Origin of the sequence: Streptomyces sp. NPDC001381, from assembly GCF_042895685.1 — a bacterium.
Taxonomy (GTDB): Bacteria; Actinomycetota; Actinomycetes; order Streptomycetales; family Streptomycetaceae; genus Streptomyces.
The window spans coordinates 55,320-76,930 of the sequence record NZ_JBIAWO010000002.1; the positions used below are offsets into that span (position 1 = coordinate 55,320).

General features: G+C 72.4%; 22 protein-coding genes and 2 pseudogenes. 17 read left to right on the forward strand and 7 right to left on the reverse strand.

Annotation, left to right across the window (positions count from 1 at the left end; genetic code table 11):
* The first annotated feature begins 3 nt into the window (after window positions 1–3).
* Complete coding sequence (locus ACFY2L_RS07335) at window positions 4–1,029, forward strand: SDR family oxidoreductase (protein WP_390821737.1); 1,026 nt, start codon at window positions 4–6, stop codon at window positions 1,027–1,029.
* 102 nt (window positions 1,030–1,131) lie between these two features.
* Here the strand turns inward: ACFY2L_RS07335 and ACFY2L_RS07340 are convergent, their stop codons facing one another.
* The gene (locus ACFY2L_RS07340) at window positions 1,132–2,091 is read right to left on the reverse strand and encodes an LLM class F420-dependent oxidoreductase (protein WP_390821738.1); all 960 of its coding nucleotides are present in this window, start codon (window positions 2,089–2,091) and stop codon (window positions 1,132–1,134) included.
* Between the two features lie 205 nt (window positions 2,092–2,296).
* Here ACFY2L_RS07340 and ACFY2L_RS07345 point away from each other — a divergent pair, with 205 nt between their 5' ends.
* The 13 genes and pseudogenes from ACFY2L_RS07345 (at window position 2,297) to ACFY2L_RS07405 (ending at window position 12,708) form a co-directional block, all read left to right on the forward strand.
* Entirely contained in the window at window positions 2,297–4,309 is a 2,013-nt protein-coding gene (locus ACFY2L_RS07345; RefSeq protein ID WP_390821739.1) for an FAD-dependent oxidoreductase, read from the forward strand.
* A 4-nt stretch (window positions 4,310–4,313) separates the two neighbouring features.
* Window positions 4,314–6,167, forward strand: a complete 1,854-nt coding sequence (locus ACFY2L_RS07350) for a transketolase (protein ID WP_390821740.1) — start codon at window positions 4,314–4,316, stop codon at window positions 6,165–6,167.
* On the forward strand, window positions 6,164–7,093 hold the full coding sequence (ligD, locus tag ACFY2L_RS07355; RefSeq protein ID WP_390821741.1) for a non-homologous end-joining DNA ligase: 930 nt from the start codon (window positions 6,164–6,166) through the stop codon (window positions 7,091–7,093). Before ACFY2L_RS07350 ends, ligD begins: the two co-directional genes overlap by 4 nt.
* Before the next feature lie 153 nt (window positions 7,094–7,246).
* Window positions 7,247–7,522, forward strand: a pseudogene (locus ACFY2L_RS07360) (gas vesicle protein); the annotation flags it as partial.
* A 64-nt stretch (window positions 7,523–7,586) separates the two neighbouring features.
* Window positions 7,587–8,021, forward strand: coding sequence for a gas vesicle structural protein GvpA (locus ACFY2L_RS07365; RefSeq protein ID WP_390658778.1), 435 nt, complete (start codon window positions 7,587–7,589; stop codon window positions 8,019–8,021).
* Window positions 8,018–8,770, forward strand: coding sequence for a GvpL/GvpF family gas vesicle protein (locus tag ACFY2L_RS07370; protein WP_390658777.1), 753 nt, complete (start codon window positions 8,018–8,020; stop codon window positions 8,768–8,770). The genes ACFY2L_RS07365 and ACFY2L_RS07370 overlap by 4 nt, the downstream gene beginning before the upstream one ends.
* Before the next feature lie 8 nt (window positions 8,771–8,778).
* The gene (locus ACFY2L_RS07375) at window positions 8,779–9,039 is read left to right on the forward strand and encodes a gas vesicle protein GvpG (protein ID WP_390658776.1); all 261 of its coding nucleotides are present in this window, start codon (window positions 8,779–8,781) and stop codon (window positions 9,037–9,039) included.
* A complete protein-coding gene (locus tag ACFY2L_RS07380) occupies window positions 9,036–9,860 on the forward strand; it encodes a DNA primase (RefSeq protein ID WP_390821742.1) in 825 nt (274 codons plus the stop codon). Before ACFY2L_RS07375 ends, ACFY2L_RS07380 begins: the two co-directional genes overlap by 4 nt.
* Window positions 9,857–11,041 (forward strand): SRPBCC family protein, encoded by a 1,185-nt coding sequence (locus ACFY2L_RS07385; protein WP_390821743.1) that lies wholly within the window; start codon window positions 9,857–9,859, stop codon window positions 11,039–11,041. The genes ACFY2L_RS07380 and ACFY2L_RS07385 overlap by 4 nt, the downstream gene beginning before the upstream one ends.
* Window positions 11,038–11,454: a gas vesicle protein gene (locus ACFY2L_RS07390; protein ID WP_390658773.1), complete on the forward strand. Its 417-nt coding sequence runs from the start codon at window positions 11,038–11,040 to the stop codon at window positions 11,452–11,454. Before ACFY2L_RS07385 ends, ACFY2L_RS07390 begins: the two co-directional genes overlap by 4 nt.
* On the forward strand, window positions 11,451–12,242 hold the full coding sequence (locus ACFY2L_RS07395; RefSeq protein ID WP_390821744.1) for a GvpL/GvpF family gas vesicle protein: 792 nt from the start codon (window positions 11,451–11,453) through the stop codon (window positions 12,240–12,242). The genes ACFY2L_RS07390 and ACFY2L_RS07395 overlap by 4 nt, the downstream gene beginning before the upstream one ends.
* Window positions 12,239–12,427: a gas vesicle protein gene (locus ACFY2L_RS07400; protein WP_390658771.1), complete on the forward strand. Its 189-nt coding sequence runs from the start codon at window positions 12,239–12,241 to the stop codon at window positions 12,425–12,427. The genes ACFY2L_RS07395 and ACFY2L_RS07400 overlap by 4 nt, the downstream gene beginning before the upstream one ends.
* Window positions 12,424–12,708, forward strand: a complete 285-nt coding sequence (locus tag ACFY2L_RS07405; RefSeq protein WP_390658770.1) for a gas vesicle protein K — start codon at window positions 12,424–12,426, stop codon at window positions 12,706–12,708. Before ACFY2L_RS07400 ends, ACFY2L_RS07405 begins: the two co-directional genes overlap by 4 nt.
* A 93-nt stretch (window positions 12,709–12,801) precedes the next feature.
* On the opposite strand, the gene ACFY2L_RS07410 is transcribed toward ACFY2L_RS07405, so the two are convergent.
* Together ACFY2L_RS07410 and ACFY2L_RS07415 are read right to left on the reverse strand one after the other, a co-directional pair.
* The gene (locus ACFY2L_RS07410) at window positions 12,802–12,972 is read right to left on the reverse strand and encodes a hydrophobic protein (RefSeq protein WP_390658769.1); all 171 of its coding nucleotides are present in this window, start codon (window positions 12,970–12,972) and stop codon (window positions 12,802–12,804) included.
* 53 nt (window positions 12,973–13,025) lie between these two features.
* On the reverse strand, window positions 13,026–13,847 hold the full coding sequence (locus ACFY2L_RS07415; RefSeq protein WP_390658768.1) for a class I SAM-dependent methyltransferase: 822 nt from the start codon (window positions 13,845–13,847) through the stop codon (window positions 13,026–13,028).
* A gap of 208 nt (window positions 13,848–14,055) precedes the next feature.
* Between ACFY2L_RS07415 and ACFY2L_RS07420 the strand changes: the two genes are divergently transcribed.
* The gene (locus ACFY2L_RS07420) at window positions 14,056–14,709 is read left to right on the forward strand and encodes a histidine phosphatase family protein (protein ID WP_390658988.1); all 654 of its coding nucleotides are present in this window, start codon (window positions 14,056–14,058) and stop codon (window positions 14,707–14,709) included.
* A 42-nt stretch (window positions 14,710–14,751) separates the two neighbouring features.
* Entirely contained in the window at window positions 14,752–16,371 is a 1,620-nt protein-coding gene (locus ACFY2L_RS07425) for an ABC-F family ATP-binding cassette domain-containing protein (protein WP_390658767.1), read from the forward strand.
* 16 nt (window positions 16,372–16,387) lie between these two features.
* On the opposite strand, the gene ACFY2L_RS07430 is transcribed toward ACFY2L_RS07425, so the two are convergent.
* A complete protein-coding gene (locus ACFY2L_RS07430; protein ID WP_390821745.1) occupies window positions 16,388–17,497 on the reverse strand; it encodes a Vms1/Ankzf1 family peptidyl-tRNA hydrolase in 1,110 nt (369 codons plus the stop codon).
* Window positions 17,498–17,560: 63 nt separating this feature from the next.
* Here ACFY2L_RS07430 and ACFY2L_RS07435 point away from each other — a divergent pair.
* Window positions 17,561–17,845: pseudogene (locus ACFY2L_RS07435) on the forward strand (DUF6158 family protein); the annotation flags it as partial.
* 351 nt (window positions 17,846–18,196) lie between these two features.
* Here ACFY2L_RS07435 and ACFY2L_RS07440 read toward each other — a convergent pair.
* The 3 genes from ACFY2L_RS07440 to ACFY2L_RS07450 all read right to left on the reverse strand — a co-directional run bounded on the left by ACFY2L_RS07440 (window position 18,197) and on the right by ACFY2L_RS07450 (window position 21,387).
* Window positions 18,197–18,514, reverse strand: a complete 318-nt coding sequence (locus ACFY2L_RS07440; protein WP_390821746.1) for a hypothetical protein — start codon at window positions 18,512–18,514, stop codon at window positions 18,197–18,199.
* Window positions 18,515–18,739: 225 nt separating this feature from the next.
* On the reverse strand, window positions 18,740–20,845 hold the full coding sequence (locus ACFY2L_RS07445) for a catalase (RefSeq protein WP_390821747.1): 2,106 nt from the start codon (window positions 20,843–20,845) through the stop codon (window positions 18,740–18,742).
* Window positions 20,845–21,387 carry a type 1 glutamine amidotransferase domain-containing protein gene (locus ACFY2L_RS07450; protein ID WP_390658763.1) on the reverse strand — a complete coding sequence of 181 codons (543 nt, stop codon included), beginning with the start codon at window positions 21,385–21,387 and terminating at the stop codon, window positions 20,845–20,847. The genes ACFY2L_RS07445 and ACFY2L_RS07450 overlap by 1 nt, the downstream gene beginning before the upstream one ends.
* Between the last annotated feature and the right edge of the window lie 224 nt (window positions 21,388–21,611).

Genomic DNA, 21,611 nt, shown 5'->3' on the forward strand with positions numbered 1-21,611 from the left:
GTGATGCGCACGCTTCGGGGACCGGGCCGGGCCGTGGTGGTGACCGGCGCCAGCGCGGGCGTCGGCCGTGCCACGGCCCTGGCCTTCGCCGCGCGCGGCGACCGGGTCGCCCTCCTCGCCCGGGGACGTGAGGGGCTCGCCGCGGCCGCGGACGAGGTGCAGCGCGCGGGCGGCGAGGCTCTCGTCGTGAGCGTCGACATGGCCGACGCCAAGGCCGTCGAGGACGCGGCGCAGAAGGTCGCCGACGCGTTCGGCCGCATCGACGTGTGGGTCAACAACGCCTTCGCCGGCGTCTTCGCGCCCTTCACCGAGATCACCCCCGACGAGTTCCGCCGCGTCACCGAAGTGACGTACCTGGGCTATGTGTCCGGCACCCGGGCCGCCCTGCGGCACATGCTGCCGCGCGACCGCGGCACGATCGTCCAGGTCGGCTCCGCGCTCGCCTACCGGGGCGTGCCGTTGCAGTCGGCGTACTGCGGCGCCAAGCACGCGATCCAGGGGTTCAACGAGTCCCTGCGGTGCGAACTGCTGCACACGGGCAGCCGGGTCCGTACGACGATGGTGCAGCTGCCCGCGGTGAACACCCCGCAGTTCGACTGGGTGGCGGACCGGATGCCGGGGCGGGCCCGGCCGGTGGCCCCGGTGTACCAGCCGGAGGTCGCGGCAAGGGCGATCGTGCACGCGGCCGGCCACGCCCGCCGGCGGGAGTACTGGGTGGGAGGCTCCACGGCGGCGACCCTGATCGCCAACGCGGTGGTTCCGGGGTTCCTGGACCGGTATCTCGCCCGGACCGGCTTCGACGCCCAGCAGCAGGGCGAGCGGGACGGCGGCCCGGGCAATCTGTGGAGCCCCGCCGACGGCCCGCCCGGGCACGACTTCGGCGCGCACGGCCGGTTCGACGCGGAGTCGACGGACACCAGCGTGCAGGAGTGGGTCTCGCGGAACCGGGCGCGGATGGGGGTCGGCCTGCTGGCCGGCGGGCTGGGCGCCGCGGTCACCGCCGGGCTGCGCCGCAGGTCGCACGCCTGACCGGGGCCCGGCCGGGCGGCGGCCCGGCGCAGACCGGGCGTCGGGCGTCGGCGCACACCACCCGGTGGCACCCGGTACCGCTCCAGCCCGGGCGCACCGCGGTCAGCCCCGGTCGAGCCGGGGCAGCACCTTCGTGCGGTAGAAGTCGAAGAAGCCGCGCTGGTCGGGGCCGATCTGGTTGACGTAGATCCGGTCGAAGCCCGCGTCGGCGAACGCCTTCAGCGCGGCCACGTGCTCGTCGACGTCGTCGCCGCACACCGTGTTGTCCCCGACCATCTCCTCGGTGACCAGCGGCGCGAGCTGCTCGAAGTGGCTCGGGGTGGGCAGGATCTGGCCCATCTCGCCGGGCAGCAGCTGGTTCGACCACAGCCGGCGGGCCGTGCGGACGGCCTCGGCGCGGTCGGTGCCGTAGCAGACCTTGAGTCCGCCGCTGACCGGCTTGGATCCGCCGCCGCCCTTGCGGAACTGCTCCACCATCGGCTCCTCGGGCGTCATCGTGATGTAGCCGTCGCCGACGCGGGCGGCGAGGGAGGTCGCCTTCGGCCCGAAGCCGGAGATGTCGATGGGGACCGGTTCGTCCGGGACGGTGTAGAGGCGTGCGTTCTCCACCGTGTAGTGCGGGCCGTGATGGGTGACCTCCTCGCCGGTGAACAGCCGGCGCATCACCTGGACGGCCTCCTCCAGCATGTCGAGGCGGACGTCCGCGGGCGGCCAGGCGTCGCCGAGGACGTGTTCGTTGAGCGCCTCGCCCGAGCCGACGCCGAGCCGGAACCCGCCGCCCGTCATCACCGCGGACGTGGCCGCGGCCTGCGCCACCACCGCCGGGTGGATCCGCACGGTCGGGCAGGTCACCGCCGTCTCGACCGGCAGCGACACCGCCTCCGACAGCGCGCCGATCACCGACCAGACGAAGGGGCTCTGGCCCTGGGCGTCGTTCCACGGGTGGTAGTGGTCGGAGATCCAGAGTGCCTGGAATCCGGCCTGCTCGGCCATCCGCGCCTGCTCGACGAGGTCCGCGGGGCCGAACTCCTCGCAGGACAGGAAGTAGCCGTACTCGGGCATGGGGGGTACCTCCGCGCTGGGCGGGTCGCATCGTCCCGGCCGGTCGCGGCCGGAGCCGCGGCGGGGTGGGCCGGGGCCCCGACCGAGTACCCGGCGCCCGGCCGGGAAACCGGTGGCGCGCCCGCCCGGCACCCCCCGGCGCACGTTTGGCCGTCCTGGCCAGGGGGACGCGGAAACTCCGTACGACAACACCCGGAGGCGAACCGTGGCTCGACCCCGCATCGTGATCGTCGGAGCCGGCTTCGCCGGATACCGCACGGCCCGCACCCTCGCGCGGGAGGCCCGCGGCCGGGCCGACATCACCGTGCTCAACCCGACCGACTACTTCCTCTACCTGCCCCTGCTGCCCCAGGTGGCCGCCGGCCTCCTCGAACCGCGCAGGGTCACCGTCTCGCTGTCCGGGACGCTGCGGGAGGTAAGGCTGGTGCTCGGCGAGGCCGACCGGATCGACCTCGACGGCCGCACGGTCCACTACACCGACCCGGAGGGCGGCACCGGCACCCTCCCCTACGACCGGCTCGTCCTCGCCGCCGGCAGCGTCAACAAGCTGCTGCCCATCCCCGGTGTCGCCGAGCACGCCCACGGCTTCCGCGGGCTGCCCGAGGCGCTCTACCTGCGCGACCACATCACCCGTCAGATCGAGTTGGCGGCCGGTGCCGACAACGCCGAGGACTGCGCCGCGCGTTGCACGTTCGTGGTGGTCGGCGCCGGCTACACCGGCACCGAAGTCGCCGCCCACGGGCAGCAGTTCACCGAGGCGCTGGTGCGCTCCCACCCGTTGCGCAACGGCATCCGGCCGCGCTGGCTGCTGCTCGACGTCGCCGAACGCGTCCTGCCGGAACTCGACGCACAGCTCTCCCGCACCGCCGACCGGGTGCTGCGCCGGCGGGGCGTCGAGGTGCGCATGGGCACCTCCGTGAAGGAGGCCACGGGCGACGGGGTCCTGCTGACCGACGGCGAGTTCGTCGACACCCGGACCCTGGTGTGGTGCGTGGGCGTCCGGCCCGATCCGCTCGCCGAGTCCCTGGGGCTGCCCCTGGAACGCGGGCGGCTCCTCGTCGAGCCGACCCTGCGGGTGCCGGGCCGGCCCGAGGTGTTCGCGTGCGGCGACGCGGCCGCCGTACCCGATCTGGAGAAGCCCGGTCAGTACACCCCGATGACCGCTCAGCACGCGTGGCGGCAGGGCACGGTGGCCGGCCGGAACGTGGCCGCCTCGCTCAGCGGGGGCGAACTGCGGCCCTACCGGCACAAGGACATGGGGTTCGTGGTCGACCTGGGCGGGGCGCAGGCCGCGGCCAATCCGCTGGGCGTGCACCTGCCCGGACTGCCGGCGGGCCTCGTCACCCGCGGCTACCACCTCGCCGCCCTGCCCGGCAACCGCGTCCGCGTCGCCGCCGACTGGCTGCTGGACGCCGTACTGCCGCGCCAGTCCGTCCAGTTGGGCCTCGTACGTTCCTGGTCGGTGCCGCTGGACACGGCCTCGCCGGAACTGGCGAGGGTGCCGGGCGGCCACGAGCGCCGGCCCGTGTCAGGGCCGGGCGCGGCCCTCGCCCGGGACACCCGTGGCCCGGCCGGGTCCGGCGACGACGGCTCCTCGCCGTTGGTGGCGCCGACGCCCGCAGACGCGACGGACGGGCAGGAGTCCGGGTCCGGTTCAGGGACAGGGTCGGGGGCGGGTGAGGAGGATGCGCCGATCGTGACGCCGACGCCCGATGTCGCGAGGGACGACCCGGAGTCCGGGTCCGGTGACGACGATTCCTCGCCGTTGGTGGCGCCGACGCCCGCAGACGCGACGGACGGGCAGGAGTCCCGGTCCGGATCCGGGTCGGGGCCGGGTGACGAGGATGCGCCGATCGTGACGCCGACGCCCGATGTCGCGAAGGAGGACCCGGAGTCCGGGTCCGGTGACGAGGATGGGCCGCTTGTGGCGCCGACGCCCGACGTCGCGAAGGACGGGCCGGGGTCCGATCCCGCCGAGGACGGCTCCTCGCCGCTCGTCGCGCCGACCCCCGACGCCGCCCGGAACCAGCCGGGCGGCGAGCCCGCGAAGAGCCGGCCCGGCGGGGAAGCGGCGAAGAACCAGCCCGGCGGGGAAGCGGCGAAGAACCAGCCCGGCGGGGAACCCGCGAAGAACCAGCCCGGTGGTGAGCCGGCGGGGAGCCGCCCCGCCCCCGGGCCCGTGCAGCGCACCCACACCCGTTCCGAAGGAGATCAGTAGCCCGATGGACACCGCCGAACTCACCGAACTGGGCCAGCAGTTGCGCGTGGACAGCGTGCGCGCCTCCGCCGCCGCGGGCTCCGGGCATCCGACGTCCTCGATGTCGGCCGCGGACCTGATGGCGGTGCTGCTGGCACACCACCTCCGCTACGACTTCGACCGGCCCGCCCACCCCGCCAACGACCGCTTCGTCCTCTCCAAGGGCCACGCCTCCCCGCTCCTCTACTCCGCCTACAAGGCGGCCGGCGCGATCGACGACGACGAACTGCTCACCTTCCGCAAGCTCGGCAGCCGTCTCGAAGGGCACCCCACCCCCCAGCGGCTGCCCTGGGTCGAGACCGCCACCGGATCGCTCGGCCAGGGCCTGCCCGTCGGCGTCGGCATCGCCCTCGCCGGGAAGCGCCTGGACCGCACCGGATACCGCGTGTGGGTGCTGTGCGGGGACAGCGAGCTCGCCGAGGGCTCGGTGTGGGAGGCCGCCGAACACGCGGCGTACGAGCATCTCGACAACCTCACCGCGATCGTCGACGTCAACCGGCTCGGCCAGCGCGGCCCCACCCGGCACGGCCACGACCTCGACGCCTACGCCCGCCGCTTCCAGGCCTTCGGCTGGCACACCGTGGAGATCGACGGGCACGACGTGGACGCCGTCGACCGCGCCTACGGAGAGGCGGCCTCCACCCGGGGCCAGCCCACCGTGATCCTGGCCCGCACCCTCAAGGGCCGGGGCGTCGAGAGCGTCCAGGACCGCGAGGGCCTGCACGGCAAGCCGCTGCCCGACGCCGACGAGGCGGTGCAGGAACTGGGCGGGATCCGCGACCTGCGCGTCCAGGTGCACGAGCCGCCCGCCGCCCGCATGCTGCACTCCGTCCCCGACGGGCACCTGGACCTGCCCCGCTGGGAGAAGGACTCCGACGACACCGTCGCCACCCGTGACGCCTACGGGCAGGCCCTCGCCGCCCTCGGCACGGCCCGGCCCGACGTCGTCGCGCTCGACGGCGAGGTGAGCGACTCCACCCGCGCCGAGTTCTTCGCCAAGGAGCACCCCGACCGCTTCTTCGAGTGCTACATCGCCGAACAGCAGCTCGTCGCCGCCGCGGTCGGCCTCGCGACGCGCGGCTGGGTGCCGTACGCCTCCACCTTCGCGGCCTTCCTGACCCGCGCCCACGACTTCGTCCGCATGGCGTCCGTCAGCGGCGTCGGCATCAACCTGGTCGGGTCGCACGCGGGGGTCGCCATCGGCCAGGACGGTCCCTCGCAGATGGGCCTGGAGGACCTTGCGATGTTCCGGGCGGTGCACGGCTCGACCGTGCTGTACCCGTGCGACGCCAACCAGACCGCGCACCTGGTGACCGCCATGGCGGGGCTCGACGGCGTCCGCTATCTGCGCACCTCGCGCGGCGGCGGCCCGGCGCTGTACGGGCCCGACGAGGAGTTCCCCGTCGGCGGCAGCAAGGTGCTGCGTGCCTCCGACCGCGACCGGCTGACCGTCGTCGCCGCCGGCGTCACCGTCCACGAGGCGCTCGAGGCGGCCGACGCCCTGGCCGGCGAGGGCATCGCGGTCCGCGTCGTCGACCTGTACTCGGTCAAGCCCGTCGACCGGGCCACCCTGCGCCGGGCGGCCGAGGAGACCGGCTGCCTGATGACGGTCGAGGACCACCACCCGGAGGGCGGTCTCGGCGACGCCGTCCTCGACGCCTTCCTCGACGGCCGCCCGATGCCTCGTCTGGTGCGGCTCGCCGTGCGCACGACGCCGGGCTCGGCCTCCCCCGACGAGCAGCTGCACGCCGCAGGCATCGACGCCGAGTCGATCGCCGCGTCCGCCCGGCTGCTGGTGGAGACGGCGGTCGTGCCGTGAGCGGTGCCGAGGTCCGTACGGTGCGCGCGGGGCGCCGTACCGTCGAGGTGCACCGGCCGGGCAAGGTGCTCGTCCCGGCGGACGACGGGGGCACGGAGTACACCAAGGAGGACCTCGTCGCGTACTACCGGTCGGTCTCCGCGTTCGTGCTGCCGCACCTGCGCGACCGCCCGCTGATGCTGGAGCGGCAACCGGACGGCGTCGACGGGCCCCGGTTCATGCAGAAGAACACCCCCGCGCACTATCCGCGGTGGATCACCCGGGTCGAGGTGCCCAAGGAAAGCGGCACGGTCTGCCACACCGTCTGCGACGACGCCGCGACCCTCGCCTTCCTCGCCGACCAGGCCTGCCTCACCCTGCACCGCTGGCTGTCGCGGACCGGACGGCTCGACCGCCCGGACCTGATGGTGTTCGACCTCGACCCCTCCGGCGACGACTTCGGCGCGGTGCGGGAGGCGGCCCGGTGGACGGGCCGGCTGCTCGACCAACTGCGCCTGCCCTCCGGGCTGATGACCACCGGATCGCGCGGACTGCACGTGGTCGTCCCGCTGACCGGGCGGCACGACTTCGACGAGGTGCGCGCCTTCGCCCGGGACGCCGCCGAGCTGCTCGCCGCCGAGCATCCCGACCGGCTCACCACGGCCGCCCGCAAGCAGGACCGCGGCGACCGGCTCTACCTCGACACGGGGCGCAACGCCTACGCCCAGACCGCCGTCGCCCCCTACACCGTGCGCGCCCGCCCCGGCGCGCCCGTCGCCGTACCGATCACCTGGGACCAGCTCGACGACCCGGACCTCGGCCCCCGCCGCTGGACCGTCGCGAACGCCGCCGACCAGGCCCGTACCCGGCCCTGGTCAGGGCTGATGAGCCGCGGCCGGGCCCTGGGGCCCGCCCGCCGCCGGCTGGACGCGCTGCGCGGCTCCTGAGGCACTCGGGCTCTCGTGAAGGTTTGGCCAAGAGCGTTCAGGCCACCCGGAGGAAGAGGTGGCCATGTCTGACACGAAGAACACAGAGCCGACACGGGCTTCACGCGACGTACAGAGACCGAGGGACAAGGGGACGGCACGATGGCGGACGAGGACCGGCAGAGCCCCATGGAGGTGCTGCGTCAGGCACGCTCGCAGCTCGCCGAGCTGACCGGCATGTCCGCCGAGAGCGTCTCGTCCTTCGAGCAGACGGAGGACGGCTGGACCTTGGAGATCGAGGTCATGGAACTCGCCCGGGTGCCCGACACCATGAGCCTGATGGCGAGCTACCAGGTCGAACTCGATCCGCAGGGTCAGCTCACCGGCTACCGGCGCGTTCGTCGCTACGAGCGCGGGCGGGCCGACGCACATCGGTCCGGCGGCCGCTAGGCCGCCGGCCCGCACCCGCAGACCTTTCCATTCATCCCATCCGACACAAGGAGGCGCGGACGGCATGACCGTTGTCCCGGCACAACAGACCGGCGGTGGAGGCGGCAGCAGTGGTCTCTACGACGTGCTGGAGCTCGTCCTAGACAGGGGTCTGGTGATCGACGCGTTCGTACGTGTGTCGCTGGTCGGCATCGAGATCCTCAAGATCGACGTACGGGTCGTCGTGGCCAGCGTCGACACCTATCTGCGGTTCGCCGAGGCGTGCAACCGACTCGACCTGGAGGCCGGCCCCCGCAAGAGCCCCGGCCTGCCCGAGATCGTCGGCGAGGTCACGGAGTCGGGCGCGCGCGGCAAGTCCAAGGGCGCGCTGTCCGGCGCCGCCGAGACCATCTCCGACGCCTTCAAGCAGGCACGTGACGAGGGCTCGTCGAAGGAGACCGAGTCCAGGCCGCGGCCCCGCAAGAGCACCGCGACGCGCCGGAAGGAGGACGAGGGGTGAGCACGTACGTCTACGGCATCACCGCACGCTCGCACGCCGCGCTCCCCGAGGCCCTCGGCGGTGTCGGCGACCCGCCCAGGCCCGTGCGGGTGCTGGTGGAGGGCGAGCTGGCGGCGGTCGTCAGTGACGCGCCCGAGGAACTGCGCCCCAAGCGCAAGGAGCTCCTCGCCCATCAGAACGTGCTCGCCGAGGCCGGCGCCGACGGCTGTGTGCTGCCCATGCGGTTCGGCAGCGTCGCCCCCGACGACAAGTCGGTCACCAGCGTCCTCGCCGAGCGCGCCGAGCACTACCTGGAGCGTCTGCAGGCGCTCGACAACAAGGTGGAGTACAACGTCAAGGCCTCCCACGTGGAGGAGGCCGTCCTGCACCAGGTGATGGCCGACAGCCCCGAGCTGCGGGCCCTCGCCGAGGCCAACCGGCAGGCGGGCGGCGGCACCTACGAGCAGCGGCTGCAACTCGGCGAGATGGTCGCCTCGGCGGTCAAGGCACGGGAGGCCGAGGACGCGGCCGAGGTGCAGCAGACCCTCGAGCCGCTGGCCGCCGCCACCAGCGTGGGCCCCGAGTCCACCGGCTGGCTGGCCAACGTCTCCTTCCTCGTGGACCGGGACTCGGCCGCCGGGTTCCTGGAGGCGGTGGAGGAACTGCGCAAGGCACGCTCGCACCTCGACGTACGCGTCAACGGCCCCCTGCCGCCGTACAGCTTCGTCGAGCCCGGTCCGTCCGGACCCGCGGGCAGCGCCGGGGAGTAGGTGAAGCCGTGGGACTGATCTCGGAGGTCCTCCTGCTGCCGTTCGCGCCTGTGCGCGGCAGCGGGTGGGTGATCCAACAGGTGCTGCGAGAGGCGGAGCGGATCTACTACGACCCCGCCACGGTGCGGGCCGAACTCTCCCGGCTGGAGGAGCGGCTGGAGGCCGGCGAGATCACGGAGGACGAATTCGACCGGATGGAGGACGAGCTCCTCGACCGGATGGAGATCGCGATGCGCGGAAGCGCCGGAAATGACGGGACAACGCGATGAACCGGATGGGACTTGGCCTCGCGATCGGGGCCGGATACGTCCTCGGACGTACGAAGAAGGCGAAGCTGGCGTTCGCCGTGGGCTCGCTGGTGGCGGGCAAGAAGCTGAACCTGACACCGCGGGCCCTCGGTGACCTGCTGACCCAGCAGCTCAAGGACAACCCGCAGTTCAAGGCGATCGGCGACGAACTTCGCCAGGACCTGCGCGGAGTCGGCAAGGCCGCCACCGGCGCCCTGGTCGAACGGCAGATCGAGGCCCTCGCCGACCGGCTGCACGGCCGTACCGCCGAGGTGCGCGACCAGTTGCAGGGTGTGGCGCCCGGCGGCGGGAAGGACGAGGAGGCCGAGGAGGCCGAGGAGCCCGAGGGCGAGCACGAGGAGCCGGACGAGGAGGAAGAGGCCGAGGGTGCCGAGGGTGAGGAGCCCGAGGGCCGCGAAGAGGACGAGGAGGAAGAGGCCGAGGGTGAGGAGCCCGAGGGCCGCGAAGAGGACGAGGAGGAAGAGGCCGAGGGTGAGGAGCCCGAAGGCCGTGAAGAGGACGAGGAGGAAGAGGACGAGGAGGAGGACGGAGAGGCCGAGGCGTCCGAGGAGGACGAGGAACCGGCGAGGAAGCGGGCGGCCAGGAAGGCACCGGCCTCGAAGGCGGCCAAGAACGCGCCGGCCTCGAAGGCGGCCAAGAACGCCCCGGCGAGGAAGACACCGGCCCGCAAGCCGGCCGCGAAGAAGACCGGCGGCGCCCGCAAGACGGCGGCCCGGTCGGCCTCCCGCGGCGGAAGCGGCGGGGGACGTACGGGGGGACGGAAGGGAGGCGGTGAGCGATGACCGAGACCCTCGGATCCGCGACCTCCTCGGCGAAGTCCGGAGCGAACTCGGCCGCCTCCGGGGCGGCGGACAAGGCCGGCTCGGCGACGAACGGCGCGAACCCCCTCTCCGGTCTGGCCCACAGCGAGGCCGCCGACCGGCTGAAGGCGGAGGTGCAGGAATACCTCTCCGCACAGGCACAGCGGATGCTGGTGGGCGTCGGCCGCAAGCTCGGCGAGACCACCGGCAAGCTCAACGACATAGCTGACGGCAGCAGCCCCGGCTTCGCCAAGACGGCTCTGGACGGCGGGCGCAAGCTCGCCGAGGGCAAGGGCCCGCTGCGCTCCGCGCTGGAGCTCGGTGGCTCGCGGATCAAGGACAAGGTGACGGGCGCCTTCAAGAACCTCACCGGCGGCAAGGGCGGCGGGAAGAAGAGCAGATCCGGCAGCAAGCCGACCGTCATCATCGAGCACATCGACGTCGGCGTGCCGCTGCGCACGGCCTACGACCAGTGGACCCAATACCAGGACTTCAGCACCTTCGCCAAGGGCGTCAAGAGCGCCAGGCGAACGAGCGACGTCGAGTCCGACTGGCAGCTGAAGGTGTTCTGGTCCAACCGCAGCTGGAAGGCGAAGACCGGCGAGCAGGTGCCGGACGACCGGATCACCTGGACCTCGGAGGGCGCCAAGGGCACCACGACGGGCGTCGTCTCCTTCCACCGGCTCGCCGACAACCTCACCCGCATCCTGCTGGTCATCGAGTACTACCCCTCGGGTCTGTTCGAGAAGACCGGCAACATCTGGCGTGCCCAGGGCCGCCGTGCCCGCCTCGACCTCAAGAACTTCGTCCGCTTCATCACCATCAAGGGAGAGGCGGAGGACGGCTGGCGCGGCGAGATCCGCGACGGCGAGGTCGTCCGCTCCCACGAGGACGCGGTCGCGGAGGAAAGCGAGCGGGAGGACGATGAGGAGAACGAGGAGGAGAACGAGGAGGAGGGCGCCGAGGGGGCGGTGAGCCCGGACGCCGAGGAGGAGGAAGAGGAAGAGGACGAGGAGCCCGAGGGCGAGTACGAGGAGGACGGCACCGAGCCCGAGGACGAGGACGAGTACGACGAGGAGGCCGAGGGCGAGTACGAGGAGGACGAACCCGAGGACGAATCCGAGGACGAGGCCGCGTACGAGGAGAGCGGGAGCCGTCGATGAGCATGCCGAGTCGGCTGCCGGAGCCGTACGGCCAGGGTGGCGGCGCCAATCTCGCCGACATCCTGGAACGTGTCCTGGACAAGGGCATCGTGATCGCCGGCGACATCCGGATCAACCTGCTCGACATCGAACTGCTCACCATCAAGCTCCGTCTCATCGTCGCCTCCGTCGACAAGGCCAAGGAGATGGGCATCGACTGGTGGGAGGACGACCCGGAGCTCTCCACCCGGGCCCGCCGTGACGCACTCGCGCGGGAGAACGCCGAGCTGCGGGAGCGGCTGGCCCGGCTGGACGAACTGGGTGCGGGCCGCGCCCCGGACGCCCGGGAGGCCCCGGGCGTCCGGAAGGGCGGACGCGAGATACGGGAACCGCGGGATAATGCCCCTCAGGACGTCCGTGAGGAGTCCCCATGACCGGACTGCGTTACGTCTACGCCGTGTGCCGCCCGCTCGGCGCGCCCCTGCAGGCCGATCTGACCGGGGTCGCCGGCGATCCGCCCCGACTGCTCACCCACCACGGCCTGATCGCCGTGGTCAGCCATGTACCGGAGCGGGACTTCTCCGAGGAGCCGCTGCGCCGCCATCTGGAGGACCTGGACTGGCTGTCCGCCACGGCCCGCGCCCACCAGCAGGTCGTGGACGCCCTCACGGCCGTCACCACACCGCTGCCGCTGCGGCTCGCGACCGTCTTCCGCGACGACAGCGGTGTCCGCGTGATGATGGAGGAACGCGAGGAACACTTCCGCCGCACGCTGGACCGGCTGGACGGGCGGGTCGAGTGGGGTGTGAAGGTCTACGTCGAACCCGAGGCCGAGCCCGCCGCGGCCGCGGCGGCGCCGAGGGGGACGAAACCCGCCTCCGGGCGGGACTATCTGCTGCAACGGCGGCAGAGGGCCAGGGCGCGGGAGGACACCTGGCAGCGCGTCGAACGATTCGCCGGCCGGCTGCACAGCACGCTCCGCGCGCACGCCGAGGACGCCCGGCTGCACCCGCCGCAGAATTCCACCCTTTCCGACCGGGCCGGACAGAACGTGCTGAACGCCGCCTATCTGGTGCCGCGCGGACAGTCCGAGGAATTCGTGGAGATCGTGGACCGCACCAAGGGCGAGGAACCCGGCATTCGCGTGGAACTCACCGGTCCCTGGGCGGCCTATTCGTTCGTGGACGACGCCGGCGAAGCCGTGGAGGGGGAGGGTTCATGACCGTCGTGGAGCGCCGGGAGATCGCCCTGGTGGACCTGCTCGACCGGCTGCTGGCCGGCGGCGTCGTCATCACCGGGGACGTCACCCTGCGCATCGCGGACGTCGATCTCGTCCGTATCGACCTGAACGCGCTGATCAGCTCCGTCAACGAACAAGTGCCGTCACCGTGGGGGGATGCACCGTGACCGCTCGCCGCAACCGGCTGGACCTCGAGCCCGACACGGTCGAGCGCGACCTCGTCAAACTCGTCCTCACCGTGGTGGAACTGCTGCGCCAGCTGATGGAACGGCAGGCGCTGCGCCGTTTCGACCAGGGCGACCTCGACGAGGAGCAGGAGGAGCGCATCGGCCTCACCCTGATGCTGCTCGACGACCGCATGGCCGAGCTGCGCGATCGCTACGGACTGCGGCCCGAGGACCTCAATCTGGACCTCGGGCCACTCGGACCGCTGCTGCCCCGGGAATGAACCCGGGAACGAGCTCCTGAAAACCCCGAAAGGGGGAATCCCGGAAAGCGGGATTCCCCCTTTCGGGGAGACAGGTGTCAATTCACCTGCCAGTCACCACCTGTACCAACGTCCCCTGCCTCCTGCCGCAGAGGTTCCGCGGAAGAGGAATCCCAGGAGCCAGATGACGAGAACCGCGAGTGCGATCCACCAGAGCAACTTCACCGCGAATCCGGCGCCGAAAAGTATCAGCACCAGCAGCAGTACCAGCAGGATGGGAACCATAGTGTGAACCTCCTGCATTCCGGGTTTCCCGGATTCCGGGAATCATCCTCGGTTCAGGCTTCCTTCCGGCACAGAATCTCTCCATGCAGAACGGCGAACCAGCCGTCCTCCCGCGCACCCCATTCCCGCCAGGCCTCGGACACGGCCCGCAGTTCCTCCCCGGTGGCGTGCCCGCCCCGTGTGGCGTGCTCCGCGTACACCGAGGCGACCGTGCGGTCGGCCCACAGTCCGCTCCACCACGCCCGCTCCTGCGGGGTGCTGAACGTCCAGGTGCCCGACGTCGCCGTGATGTCGGTGAACCCGGCCTCCAGGGCCCAGGACTTCAGCCGCCGCCCGGCGTCCGGCTCACCGCCGCCCGCCCTCGCCACCCGCCGGTACAGGTCCAGCCAGTCGTCCATCCCGGGCGAGGCGGGGAACCAGGTCATCGCCGCGTAGTCCGAGTCCCGCACCGCGACGTACCCGCCCGGCCTGGTCACCCGCCGCATCTCACGCAGCGCCTGCACCGGGTCGCCCACGTGCTGGAGCACCTGGTGGGCGTGGACCACGCAGAACGTGTCGTCCGGGTGGTCGAGGGCGTGCACGTCCGCGACCGCGAAGTCGACGTTGGCCAGCCCCCGGCCGGCGGCGGTGGCCCGCGCCTGCTCCAGGATGCCCGGCGCGTGATCGACGCCGGTGACGTGCCCGTCCGGGACCAGGGCCGCCAGATCGGCGGTGATCGTGCCCGGACCGCAGCCGACGTCCAGGATCCGCATGTGCGGTTCGAGCGCGCCGAGCAGGTACGCCGCGGAGTTGGCGGCGGTCCGCCAGGTGTGCGACCGCAGCACCGACTCGTGGTGCCCGTGGGTGTAGACGGCGGTCTCCTGTGCCTTCGGCATGGCTCAGCCCCTTCTCGACGTACCGCGACGACGTACCGGCCCCCGGGCTCCGGAGAGCCCGGGCGGCAATCCTCACCGTACGCGTGTCGACCGTATCCTGAGACCATCTATTCCGACATGCGGACTGACGGAGCGTCATGTGAGCGCCGGGTACGCTGAGGACGGCCGTCTCCGCCGGGGTGGCGTCCGCGACCTGGAGGGTCCCCGTATGCGCCTGCTGCTCGTCCGCCACGGCCAGACCCCCACGAACGTGGACTACCTCCTGGACACCGCCGCTCCCGGTCCCGGGCTGACGGAACTGGGCGAGCAGCAGGCCGCGGCGCTCCCCGCCGCGCTCGCCGACGAGGACATCGAGGCGGTCTACGCCTCCACCCTCGTCCGCACCCAGCTCACCGCCGCCCCCCTGGCCGCCGCCCGCGGCCTCGGCGTCCTCGTCCGCGACGGCATCCGCGAGATCTCCGCCGGCGACCTGGAGATGCGGCCCGGCGACTCCGAACAGGGCGCGCTCTACCTGCGCACGGTGTTCGCCTGGGCCGCCGGCGACGTGGACCTGCGCATGCCGGGCGGCGAGAGCGGCACCGAGTTCCTGGCGCGGTACGACGCCGTGATCACCGAGGCCGCCGCGACCGGCGCCGCGACGGTCGCCCTGATCAGCCACGGCGCCGCCATCCGCACCTGGACCGCCGCCCGCGCCCACAACATCGACGTCCCGTTCGCCTCCGCCCACCGCCTCGCCAACACCGGAACGGTGATCCTGGAGGGCAGCCCCGCGGACGGCTGGAAGGCCCTGACCTGGGCGGGCACCACAGTGGTACCGGCGGGGGAGGGCGGTCCGGCGGGAGCGGCCGCAGCGGGGGATTAAGGGTTTGCCGCCGGGCGCGGGCGGCCCGCAGAATGCCTTTTCATGGGACATCTGGAAGCCGCGCACCTCGAGTACTACCTCCCCGACGGGAGGGCGTTGCTCGGCGACGTGTCCTTCCGGGTGGGCGAAGGGGCCGTGGTGGCCCTGGTCGGGCCCAACGGTGCCGGCAAGACCACCCTGCTGCGCCTGATCTCCGGCGAGCTGAAGCCGCACGGCGGCAGCGTCACCGTCAGCGGCGGCCTCGGCGTGATGCGCCAGTTCGTCGGCTCCGTACGGGACGAGACGACCGTGCGCGACCTGCTCGTGTCCGTGTCCTCGCCCCGCCTCCGGCAGGTCGCGCAGGCCGTCGACCGGGCCGAGCACGCGATCATGACCGTCGACGACGAGGCCGCGCAGATGCAGTACGCGCAGGCCCTCGCCGACTGGGCCGAGGCGCGCGGCTACGAGGCCGAGACACTGTGGGACATGTGCACCACGGCCGCGCTGGGCGTGCCGTACGACAAGGCGCAGTTCCGGCTCGTCCGCACCCTCTCGGGGGGCGAGCAGAAACGCCTGGTGCTGGAGGCGCTGCTGCGCGGCACCGACGAGGTCCTCCTCCTCGACGAGCCCGACAACTACCTCGACGTCCCCGGCAAGCGCTGGCTGGAGGAGCGGCTGAAGGAGACCCGCAAGACCGTCCTCTTCGTCTCCCACGACCGCGAACTCCTCTCCCGCGCCGCCGAGAAGATCGTCTCCGTGGAGCCCTCGCCCACCGGCGCCGACGCCTGGGTGCACGGCGGCGGCTTCGCCACCTACCACGAGGCCCGCCGCGAACGCTTCGCCCGCTTCGAGGAACTGCGCCGCCGCTGGGACGAGAAGCACGCCCAGCTGAAGAAGCTGGTCCTGAACCTGCGCCAGGCCGCATCCATCAGCCATGAACTGGCCTCCCGCTACCAGGCCGCCCAGACCCGGCTGCGCAAGTTCGAGGAGGCCGGGCCGCCGCCGGAGCCGCCGCGCGAGCAGGACATCACCATGCGTCTGAAGGGCGGCCGCACCGGCGTGCGCGCCGTCACCTGCACGGCACTCGAGCTGACCGGCCTGATGCGGCCCTTCGACCTGGAGGTCTTCTACGGCGAACGCGTCGCCGTCCTCGGCTCCAACGGCTCCGGCAAGTCGCACTTCCTGCGCCTGCTCGCCGGCGAGGACGTCGCTCACACCGGCCAGTGGAAGCTCGGCGCGCGGGTCGTCCCCGGGCACTTCGCCCAGACCCACGCCCACCCCGAACTCCAGGGCCGCACCCTGCTCGACATCCTCTGGAAGGAACACTCCCAGGACCGCGGCGCGGCCATGTCCCGGCTGCGCCGCTACGAACTCACGCAGCAGGCCGAGCAGGCCTTCGACAAGCTCTCCGGCGGCCAGCAGGCCCGCTTCCAGATCCTGCTCCTGGAACTGGAGGGCGCCACCGCGCTCCTCCTCGACGAGCCCACCGACAACCTCGACCTGGAGTCCGCCGAGGCCCTCCAGGAAGGCCTGGAGGCCTTCGAGGGCACGGTCCTCGCCGTCACCCACGACCGCTGGTTCGCCCGCTCCTTCGACCGCTACCTGGTCTTCGGCAGCGACGGCCGGGTCCGGGAGACCCCGGACCCGGTCTGGGACGAGCGGCGCGTGGAACGGGCCAGATAGACAGCGCTCCGGCGGGCTACTTCCAGCGCAGCAGCGCCCCGAGCCCGCCCACCGGCGCCTCCTCGGCCGCCTCGGACGGGACGACGAGCGCGCTCGCGTCCGTGGCGACCGCCGACCGGATCAGCGCGTCGTCCGCCCGGGCCGCCCAGGAGTGCTGCTCGCCGAGCGTCTTCAGCTCCGTGCGGCGCACGGCCAGCTGGTCCGGGTCCTCGCCGATCCACACCTCGCGGTGCGCGTCGGGACCGTCGGGCCGGATCAGCAGCTCGTCGATACGGTGCTCACGGGCCGCCTCGACCAGCGCGGGCACCCCCTCCACCGCCCCGGCGCGGCCCTCCTCGTCCGGGGCCCGGGCGGCGAGGAAACGTTCCAGCTCGGCCTCGGTGCGGCGCCGCACATGGTCGGCGCGGGCCGCCTCCACCTCCTCGTCCAGCAGCCGGCTGCCCGCACCGCGCTCCATCTCGGCCACCCGGCCCCGCAACCGCCGCGGCAGCCGCTCGTGCACGGCCCGCCGCTCCCGGTCGTCCCCGACCAGCACCAGCAGATCGGCGCGGGTCTCCTCCTGGCAGACGGTGAGCGCGTCCGCGATCTCCACCGCGTTGTGCTCCCAGGTGTTCTCGACCTTCAGCTGGAAGTGCCGCTCGGACCAGTCGGCCGTCGCCGTGCGGTGCACGGGATACTGCCGGCCGGAGACCGTGTCCACCTTCTCGCGGGTCCACGGCGTCCGCAGCTCGAAGTCCGCGCCCTTGCGGTCGATGTACGCCACCACGCACACCGGGTCCTGGTCGGCCAGCTCCAGCAGCGGCGCCACCCGCGGCAGCGGTGCCCACTCGGCCCAGTCCCCCTGCGGGGGCCGGGCGGCCAGCGCGGGATCCAGGACGACCTCGCCGGCCCGGGCGAACAGAGCCCGCCCGTACGGCTCGGAGGAGTGGCTCAGCTCCTCGACCGCGTGCTCCACGGCCCGGCGGGTCGCGTCGTCGGCGCCCTGGCGGCCCAGCTCGCGGGCCATCGCGGCGGCCGTGAGGTGACGTTCGTGAGGCGTGTTCTCCGTGTGCCGGGAGGTGTCGACGTACACGGAGGCCCAGGGGCCGGAATGTTCGTACAGTGGATGCAGAAAGGCGAGATCCATGGCTCCCTCCCGGATGCCGCTCGGGGTCGTGCTGGTGTGCTCCCGGGCGGGTACCCGAACCGCATGGACGAACACGACGAGCGGGGCACCACCATGACCGGAGTCGACCCGGACCGGCTGGACGACCAACAGCTCATGAAGGAGCTGGAGACGATCCACCGCACGCGCCACGACACCCTGCTGTACGGCTCGAACGACGCCCTGCGCGCCCACAACGACCGCATGGCCCAGCTCGAGGGCGAGTATCTGCGCCGCAATCCGCGCCGCTTCGTCGCCCCGGGCCGCACCCGGGACGGGGCCAGGGACCGCGCCACCGCGGCGAACGGCGGCCCGGGCACACGCCGTACCCCGGCCGGCACGGCTCCGGCGGGGGCGGCCGCGTCGGAGACCCCCGTGGGCAAGTGGGGTCCCGGTTCCACGGGTTCCACGGGCGGGAGCTCTCGCGGGGCCTGAGGCGGTCCGGGCGGTGTTCGGCGGTCGTCCGCTGGCTGTCGGCGGTCGGTTGTCGGCGGTCGGTTGTATGCGGTCGTCCGTCGGGGAGTGACCGGATCCGAGAGGTCGGCCGGATGCCGTCGATCGCATACAGCCGTCGGCGGACGTCGGCAGTCGTCGGCCAACGGCACCGGCCGATGCACCGGCATGACGCGAGGCGGCTCCGGGATCCGCCTCGGATCCCGGAGCCGCCCGGAGCTCGGCCGCTCAGCCGCCGAACGGGCTGTCGTCCGTCACGTGGGCGACGTTCACGTTCGGGCTGTCGTCACCGTTGCTGCAGCTCTGCTGCGTCACGGTCTGCTTCGACACCGCGCTGGGGGCGAGGAAGGCGGTGGGGAGGAGCCCCGCGAGGTTCACGTCGGAGACGTTCAGAAGACCGACGGTCACGTCGCCCTGCTGGATGCACTGCCGGAAGCCCCCGTCCCCGTCGGACCCGTAGGGGGAGGCGGAGGCGGCACCCGCCCCCGCCATGGCCAGGCTTCCGATCATGGCGGCGACGACGCCCGCCTTGTGCAGCTTGCGCATTAGATCCCCTTTGCTATCTGAGTGGCGTGTTTTGTGGCGTAACGGAGCGTTACGAGTGTGTACGATATGTTATGATTGCACCCTTTGCACCCCAACACGCCGCCACCCCCACGGCAACCACAGGCGTGCCGGTCGGGGGATGCGAGGCCGCTGCCGGGACACAGAGATGCGGTCGACCGCGGCACGTGCGGTCGACCGCATCTCCTCCCTCGCGGGCCGCCGCCCTCAGCCGTGCAGGGGCGGCCGGTCCCAGTGCCGATGAGCCGCGACCGCGGCCACGAACGCCTGGACGAACTCCGCGCTCGCGGTACCCGGCGAGGTGTCCGAGACCACGCCCTGGTCGGTCACCACCCGGTGGAACTCGGTGGACAGCCGCACCCCGGCCGGCTTCAGCGCCGCGATCACGCCCACCCCGGATCCCAGCGCGCCCACGGGCTTGCCGTGCCGGAAGGCGCTCCGCGCGAAGCGCATGGCGTCCGGGTCCTCGACGACCGGCGGGGTCCCGGTGGGACCGCCGGGCAGCAGGACGGCGTCGTACAGGACGGAGGCGACGGTCGGCAGTGCGCGGTCGACCGCATACCGTCCACCGTCGGCCGCCGCCACGCTCCCGTCCGTGGCCGCCAGCGCCTCCACGACCGCGCCCTGAGCCTCCAGCTCCTCCCGCACCGACGCCACCTGCTGCGCGTCCACCCCGTCGGTGACGAGCACCGCGATCCGCCGGGTGCGGATCGAGCCGTCGCCGCGCAGCGACTCCAGGCTGAGGGCGGGCGAGGACGCCTTGGACGCCGTCTCCGCCGCGCCGGACGGCTCGGCCACGCCGATGCCGCGCGCCACCCGGGTCGCCAGGCCGCCGTCGACATGCGCGAGTCGCTCGACGGTACGGGCGCGGATCTCCCGGGTCTCGACCTTGCCCAGCTCGAACCGGAACGCCTGGACGATGTGCTGCTTCTCCCAGTCGGCCATGCTGTTCCAGAACAGCGCGGGCTGGCTGTAGTGGTCCTGGAAGCTCGGGCTGCGGCGGCGGATCTTGGCGCCGTCGACGCGCTCCGTGTGGTGGGTGAAGGCCTTGCCGTCGACGCCCGCGTGGGCCGGGCAGCCGCCGCCGAGGGAGTTGGGGAAGTAGTTCGTACCCCGGTGGACCGTGCTCTGGTGGTAGCCGTCCCGCTGGTTGGTGCGGACCGGTGCGACCGGCCGGTTCACCGGCAGCTGGCTGAAGTTGGGACCACCCAGCCGGATCAGCTGGGTGTCCAGGTAGGAGAAGTTGCGGGCCTGCAGCAGCGGGTCGTTGGTGAAGTCGATACCGGGCACCACGTTGGCGGTGTGGAAGGCGACCTGTTCGGTCTCCGCGAAGAAGTTCTCCGGGTTGCGGTCCAGGACCATGCGGCCGATCGGGCGGACCGGCACCAGCTCCTCCGGGATGACCTTCGTGGCGTCGAGCAGGTCGAAGTCGAAGGCGAACTCGTCCTCCTCCGGCACCAGTTGCACACCCAGCTCCCACTCCGGGAACTCGCCGGCCTCGATCGCGTCCCACAGGTCCCGCCGGTTGAAGTCCGGGTCACGGCCCTGGCACTCCTGGGCCTCGTCCCACACCAGCGAGTGCACGCCCAGCCGCGGGGTCCAGTGGAACTTCACGAACGTGCCGCGTCCCTCGGCGTTCACGAACCGGAAGGTGTGCACGCCGAAGCCCTGCATCATGCGGTAGCTGCGCGGGATCGCCCGGTCCGACATCAGCCACATGATCGCGTGCAGCGTCTCCGGCTGGAGCGACACGAAGTCCCACAGGGTGTCGTGCGCGGAGGCGCCCGTCGGGATGTCGTTGTGCGGTTCCGGCTTCACCGCGTGCACGAAGTCCGGGAACTTGATGCCGTCCTGGATGAAGAACACCGGGAAGTTGTTCCCGACCAGGTCGTAGTTCCCCTCCGACGTGTAGAACTTGGTCGCGAAGCCGCGCACGTCCCGCACCGTGTCCGCGGACCCCCGCGGCCCCTGCACCGTCGAGAACCGCACGAACACCGGGGTGCGCACCGACGGGTCCTGGAGGAAGGCCGCACGGGTCAACTCCGCGCAGGACTCGTACGGTTCGAAGTATCCGTAGGCGCCCGCGCCCCGCGCGTGCACCACCCGCTCGGGGATGCGTTCGTGGTCGAAGCGGGTGAGCTTCTCCCGGAAGTGGAAGTCCTCCATCAGGGTCGGACCGCGCTCGCCGGCGGCCAGCGAGTCGTCGGTGTGGTCGACCTCCACGCCCTGGTCGGTGGTCAGCGGCCCGGACGCGGGATCCTCGGAACGAAAGCGGTCGAGTTGCTCGTCCTTGCGGCCGGCCGGCGTGCCCATCAGACCGCCTCCTGGGCGAACACGTCGAGAAACGCCTCGCAGAACGCCTTCAGGTCGTCGGGCTTGCGGCTGGTGACCAGCTTGGTCGGACCGTGGTCGCAGATCTTCACCTGCTCGTCGACCCAGGTGCCGCCGGCGTTGCGGATGTCCGTGCGCAGGCTCGGCCACGAGGTCAGCTCACGGCCGCGCACGACGTCCGCCTCGACGAGCGTCCACGCGGCGTGGCAGATCGCGGCGACGGGCCGTCCCCGCTCGAAGAACTCCTTCACGAACGCCACGGCCTCGGGCTTCGTCCGCAGGAAGTCCGGATTCGCGACGCCGCCCGGCAGGACCAGCCCGCCGAAGGACTCCGCGGTCACCTCGCCGGCGACCTCGTCCACCATGAACGTGTCGGCCTTGTCGAGATGGTTGAAGGCCTGGATCTCACCGGAGTCCGTCGACACCAGCACGGGCTCGTGACCCGCGTCCACCGCGGCCTGCCAGGGATCGGTGAGTTCGACCTGTTCGACGCCCTCGGGCGCCACCAGAAACGCGATGCGCATGATCGTTCAACGTCCTTTCGTGGCACGCCGGCGGGCCGCTTCGCCCCCGGCTCGCAGTTCGTTCTTCCTGGCCCGTGCAGCGTCGACGCACCGAACGGCAGCGACCCGGGAAGGCCGTGGACGTGCCGCTCGACGGGCTCGACGTCGCGCTCGCCGCGCGCGGACCCCACGCGGGGTGGTCGCGTCGAGGGTGGTGACGGTGGCTGCGATCTCGGCGGCCCGGT

Coding starts and splice junctions, on each gene's coding strand:
- ACFY2L_RS07440 (WP_390821746.1), bottom strand. CDS start 18,514: ATGCGCAAGCTGCACAAGGCGGGCGTCGTCGCCGCCATGATCGGAAGC.
- ACFY2L_RS07445 (WP_390821747.1), bottom strand. CDS start 20,845: ATGGGCACGCCGGCCGGCCGCAAGGACGAGCAACTCGACCGCTTTCGT.
- ACFY2L_RS07385 (WP_390821743.1), top strand. CDS start 9,857: ATGACCGAGACCCTCGGATCCGCGACCTCCTCGGCGAAGTCCGGAGCG.
- ACFY2L_RS07420 (WP_390658988.1), top strand. CDS start 14,056: ATGCGCCTGCTGCTCGTCCGCCACGGCCAGACCCCCACGAACGTGGAC.
- ACFY2L_RS07410 (WP_390658769.1), bottom strand. CDS start 12,972: ATGGTTCCCATCCTGCTGGTACTGCTGCTGGTGCTGATACTTTTCGGC.
- ACFY2L_RS07390 (WP_390658773.1), top strand. CDS start 11,038: ATGAGCATGCCGAGTCGGCTGCCGGAGCCGTACGGCCAGGGTGGCGGC.
- ACFY2L_RS07450 (WP_390658763.1), bottom strand. CDS start 21,387: ATGCGCATCGCGTTTCTGGTGGCGCCCGAGGGCGTCGAACAGGTCGAA.
- ACFY2L_RS07340 (WP_390821738.1), bottom strand. CDS start 2,091: ATGCCCGAGTACGGCTACTTCCTGTCCTGCGAGGAGTTCGGCCCCGCG.
- ACFY2L_RS07400 (WP_390658771.1), top strand. CDS start 12,239: ATGACCGTCGTGGAGCGCCGGGAGATCGCCCTGGTGGACCTGCTCGAC.
- ACFY2L_RS07380 (WP_390821742.1), top strand. CDS start 9,036: ATGAACCGGATGGGACTTGGCCTCGCGATCGGGGCCGGATACGTCCTC.
- ACFY2L_RS07395 (WP_390821744.1), top strand. CDS start 11,451: ATGACCGGACTGCGTTACGTCTACGCCGTGTGCCGCCCGCTCGGCGCG.
- ACFY2L_RS07415 (WP_390658768.1), bottom strand. CDS start 13,847: ATGCCGAAGGCACAGGAGACCGCCGTCTACACCCACGGGCACCACGAG.
- ACFY2L_RS07425 (WP_390658767.1), top strand. CDS start 14,752: ATGGGACATCTGGAAGCCGCGCACCTCGAGTACTACCTCCCCGACGGG.
- ACFY2L_RS07335 (WP_390821737.1), top strand. CDS start 4: ATGCGCACGCTTCGGGGACCGGGCCGGGCCGTGGTGGTGACCGGCGCC.
- ACFY2L_RS07350 (WP_390821740.1), top strand. CDS start 4,314: ATGGACACCGCCGAACTCACCGAACTGGGCCAGCAGTTGCGCGTGGAC.
- ACFY2L_RS07365 (WP_390658778.1), top strand. CDS start 7,587: ATGACCGTTGTCCCGGCACAACAGACCGGCGGTGGAGGCGGCAGCAGT.
- ACFY2L_RS07430 (WP_390821745.1), bottom strand. CDS start 17,497: ATGGATCTCGCCTTTCTGCATCCACTGTACGAACATTCCGGCCCCTGG.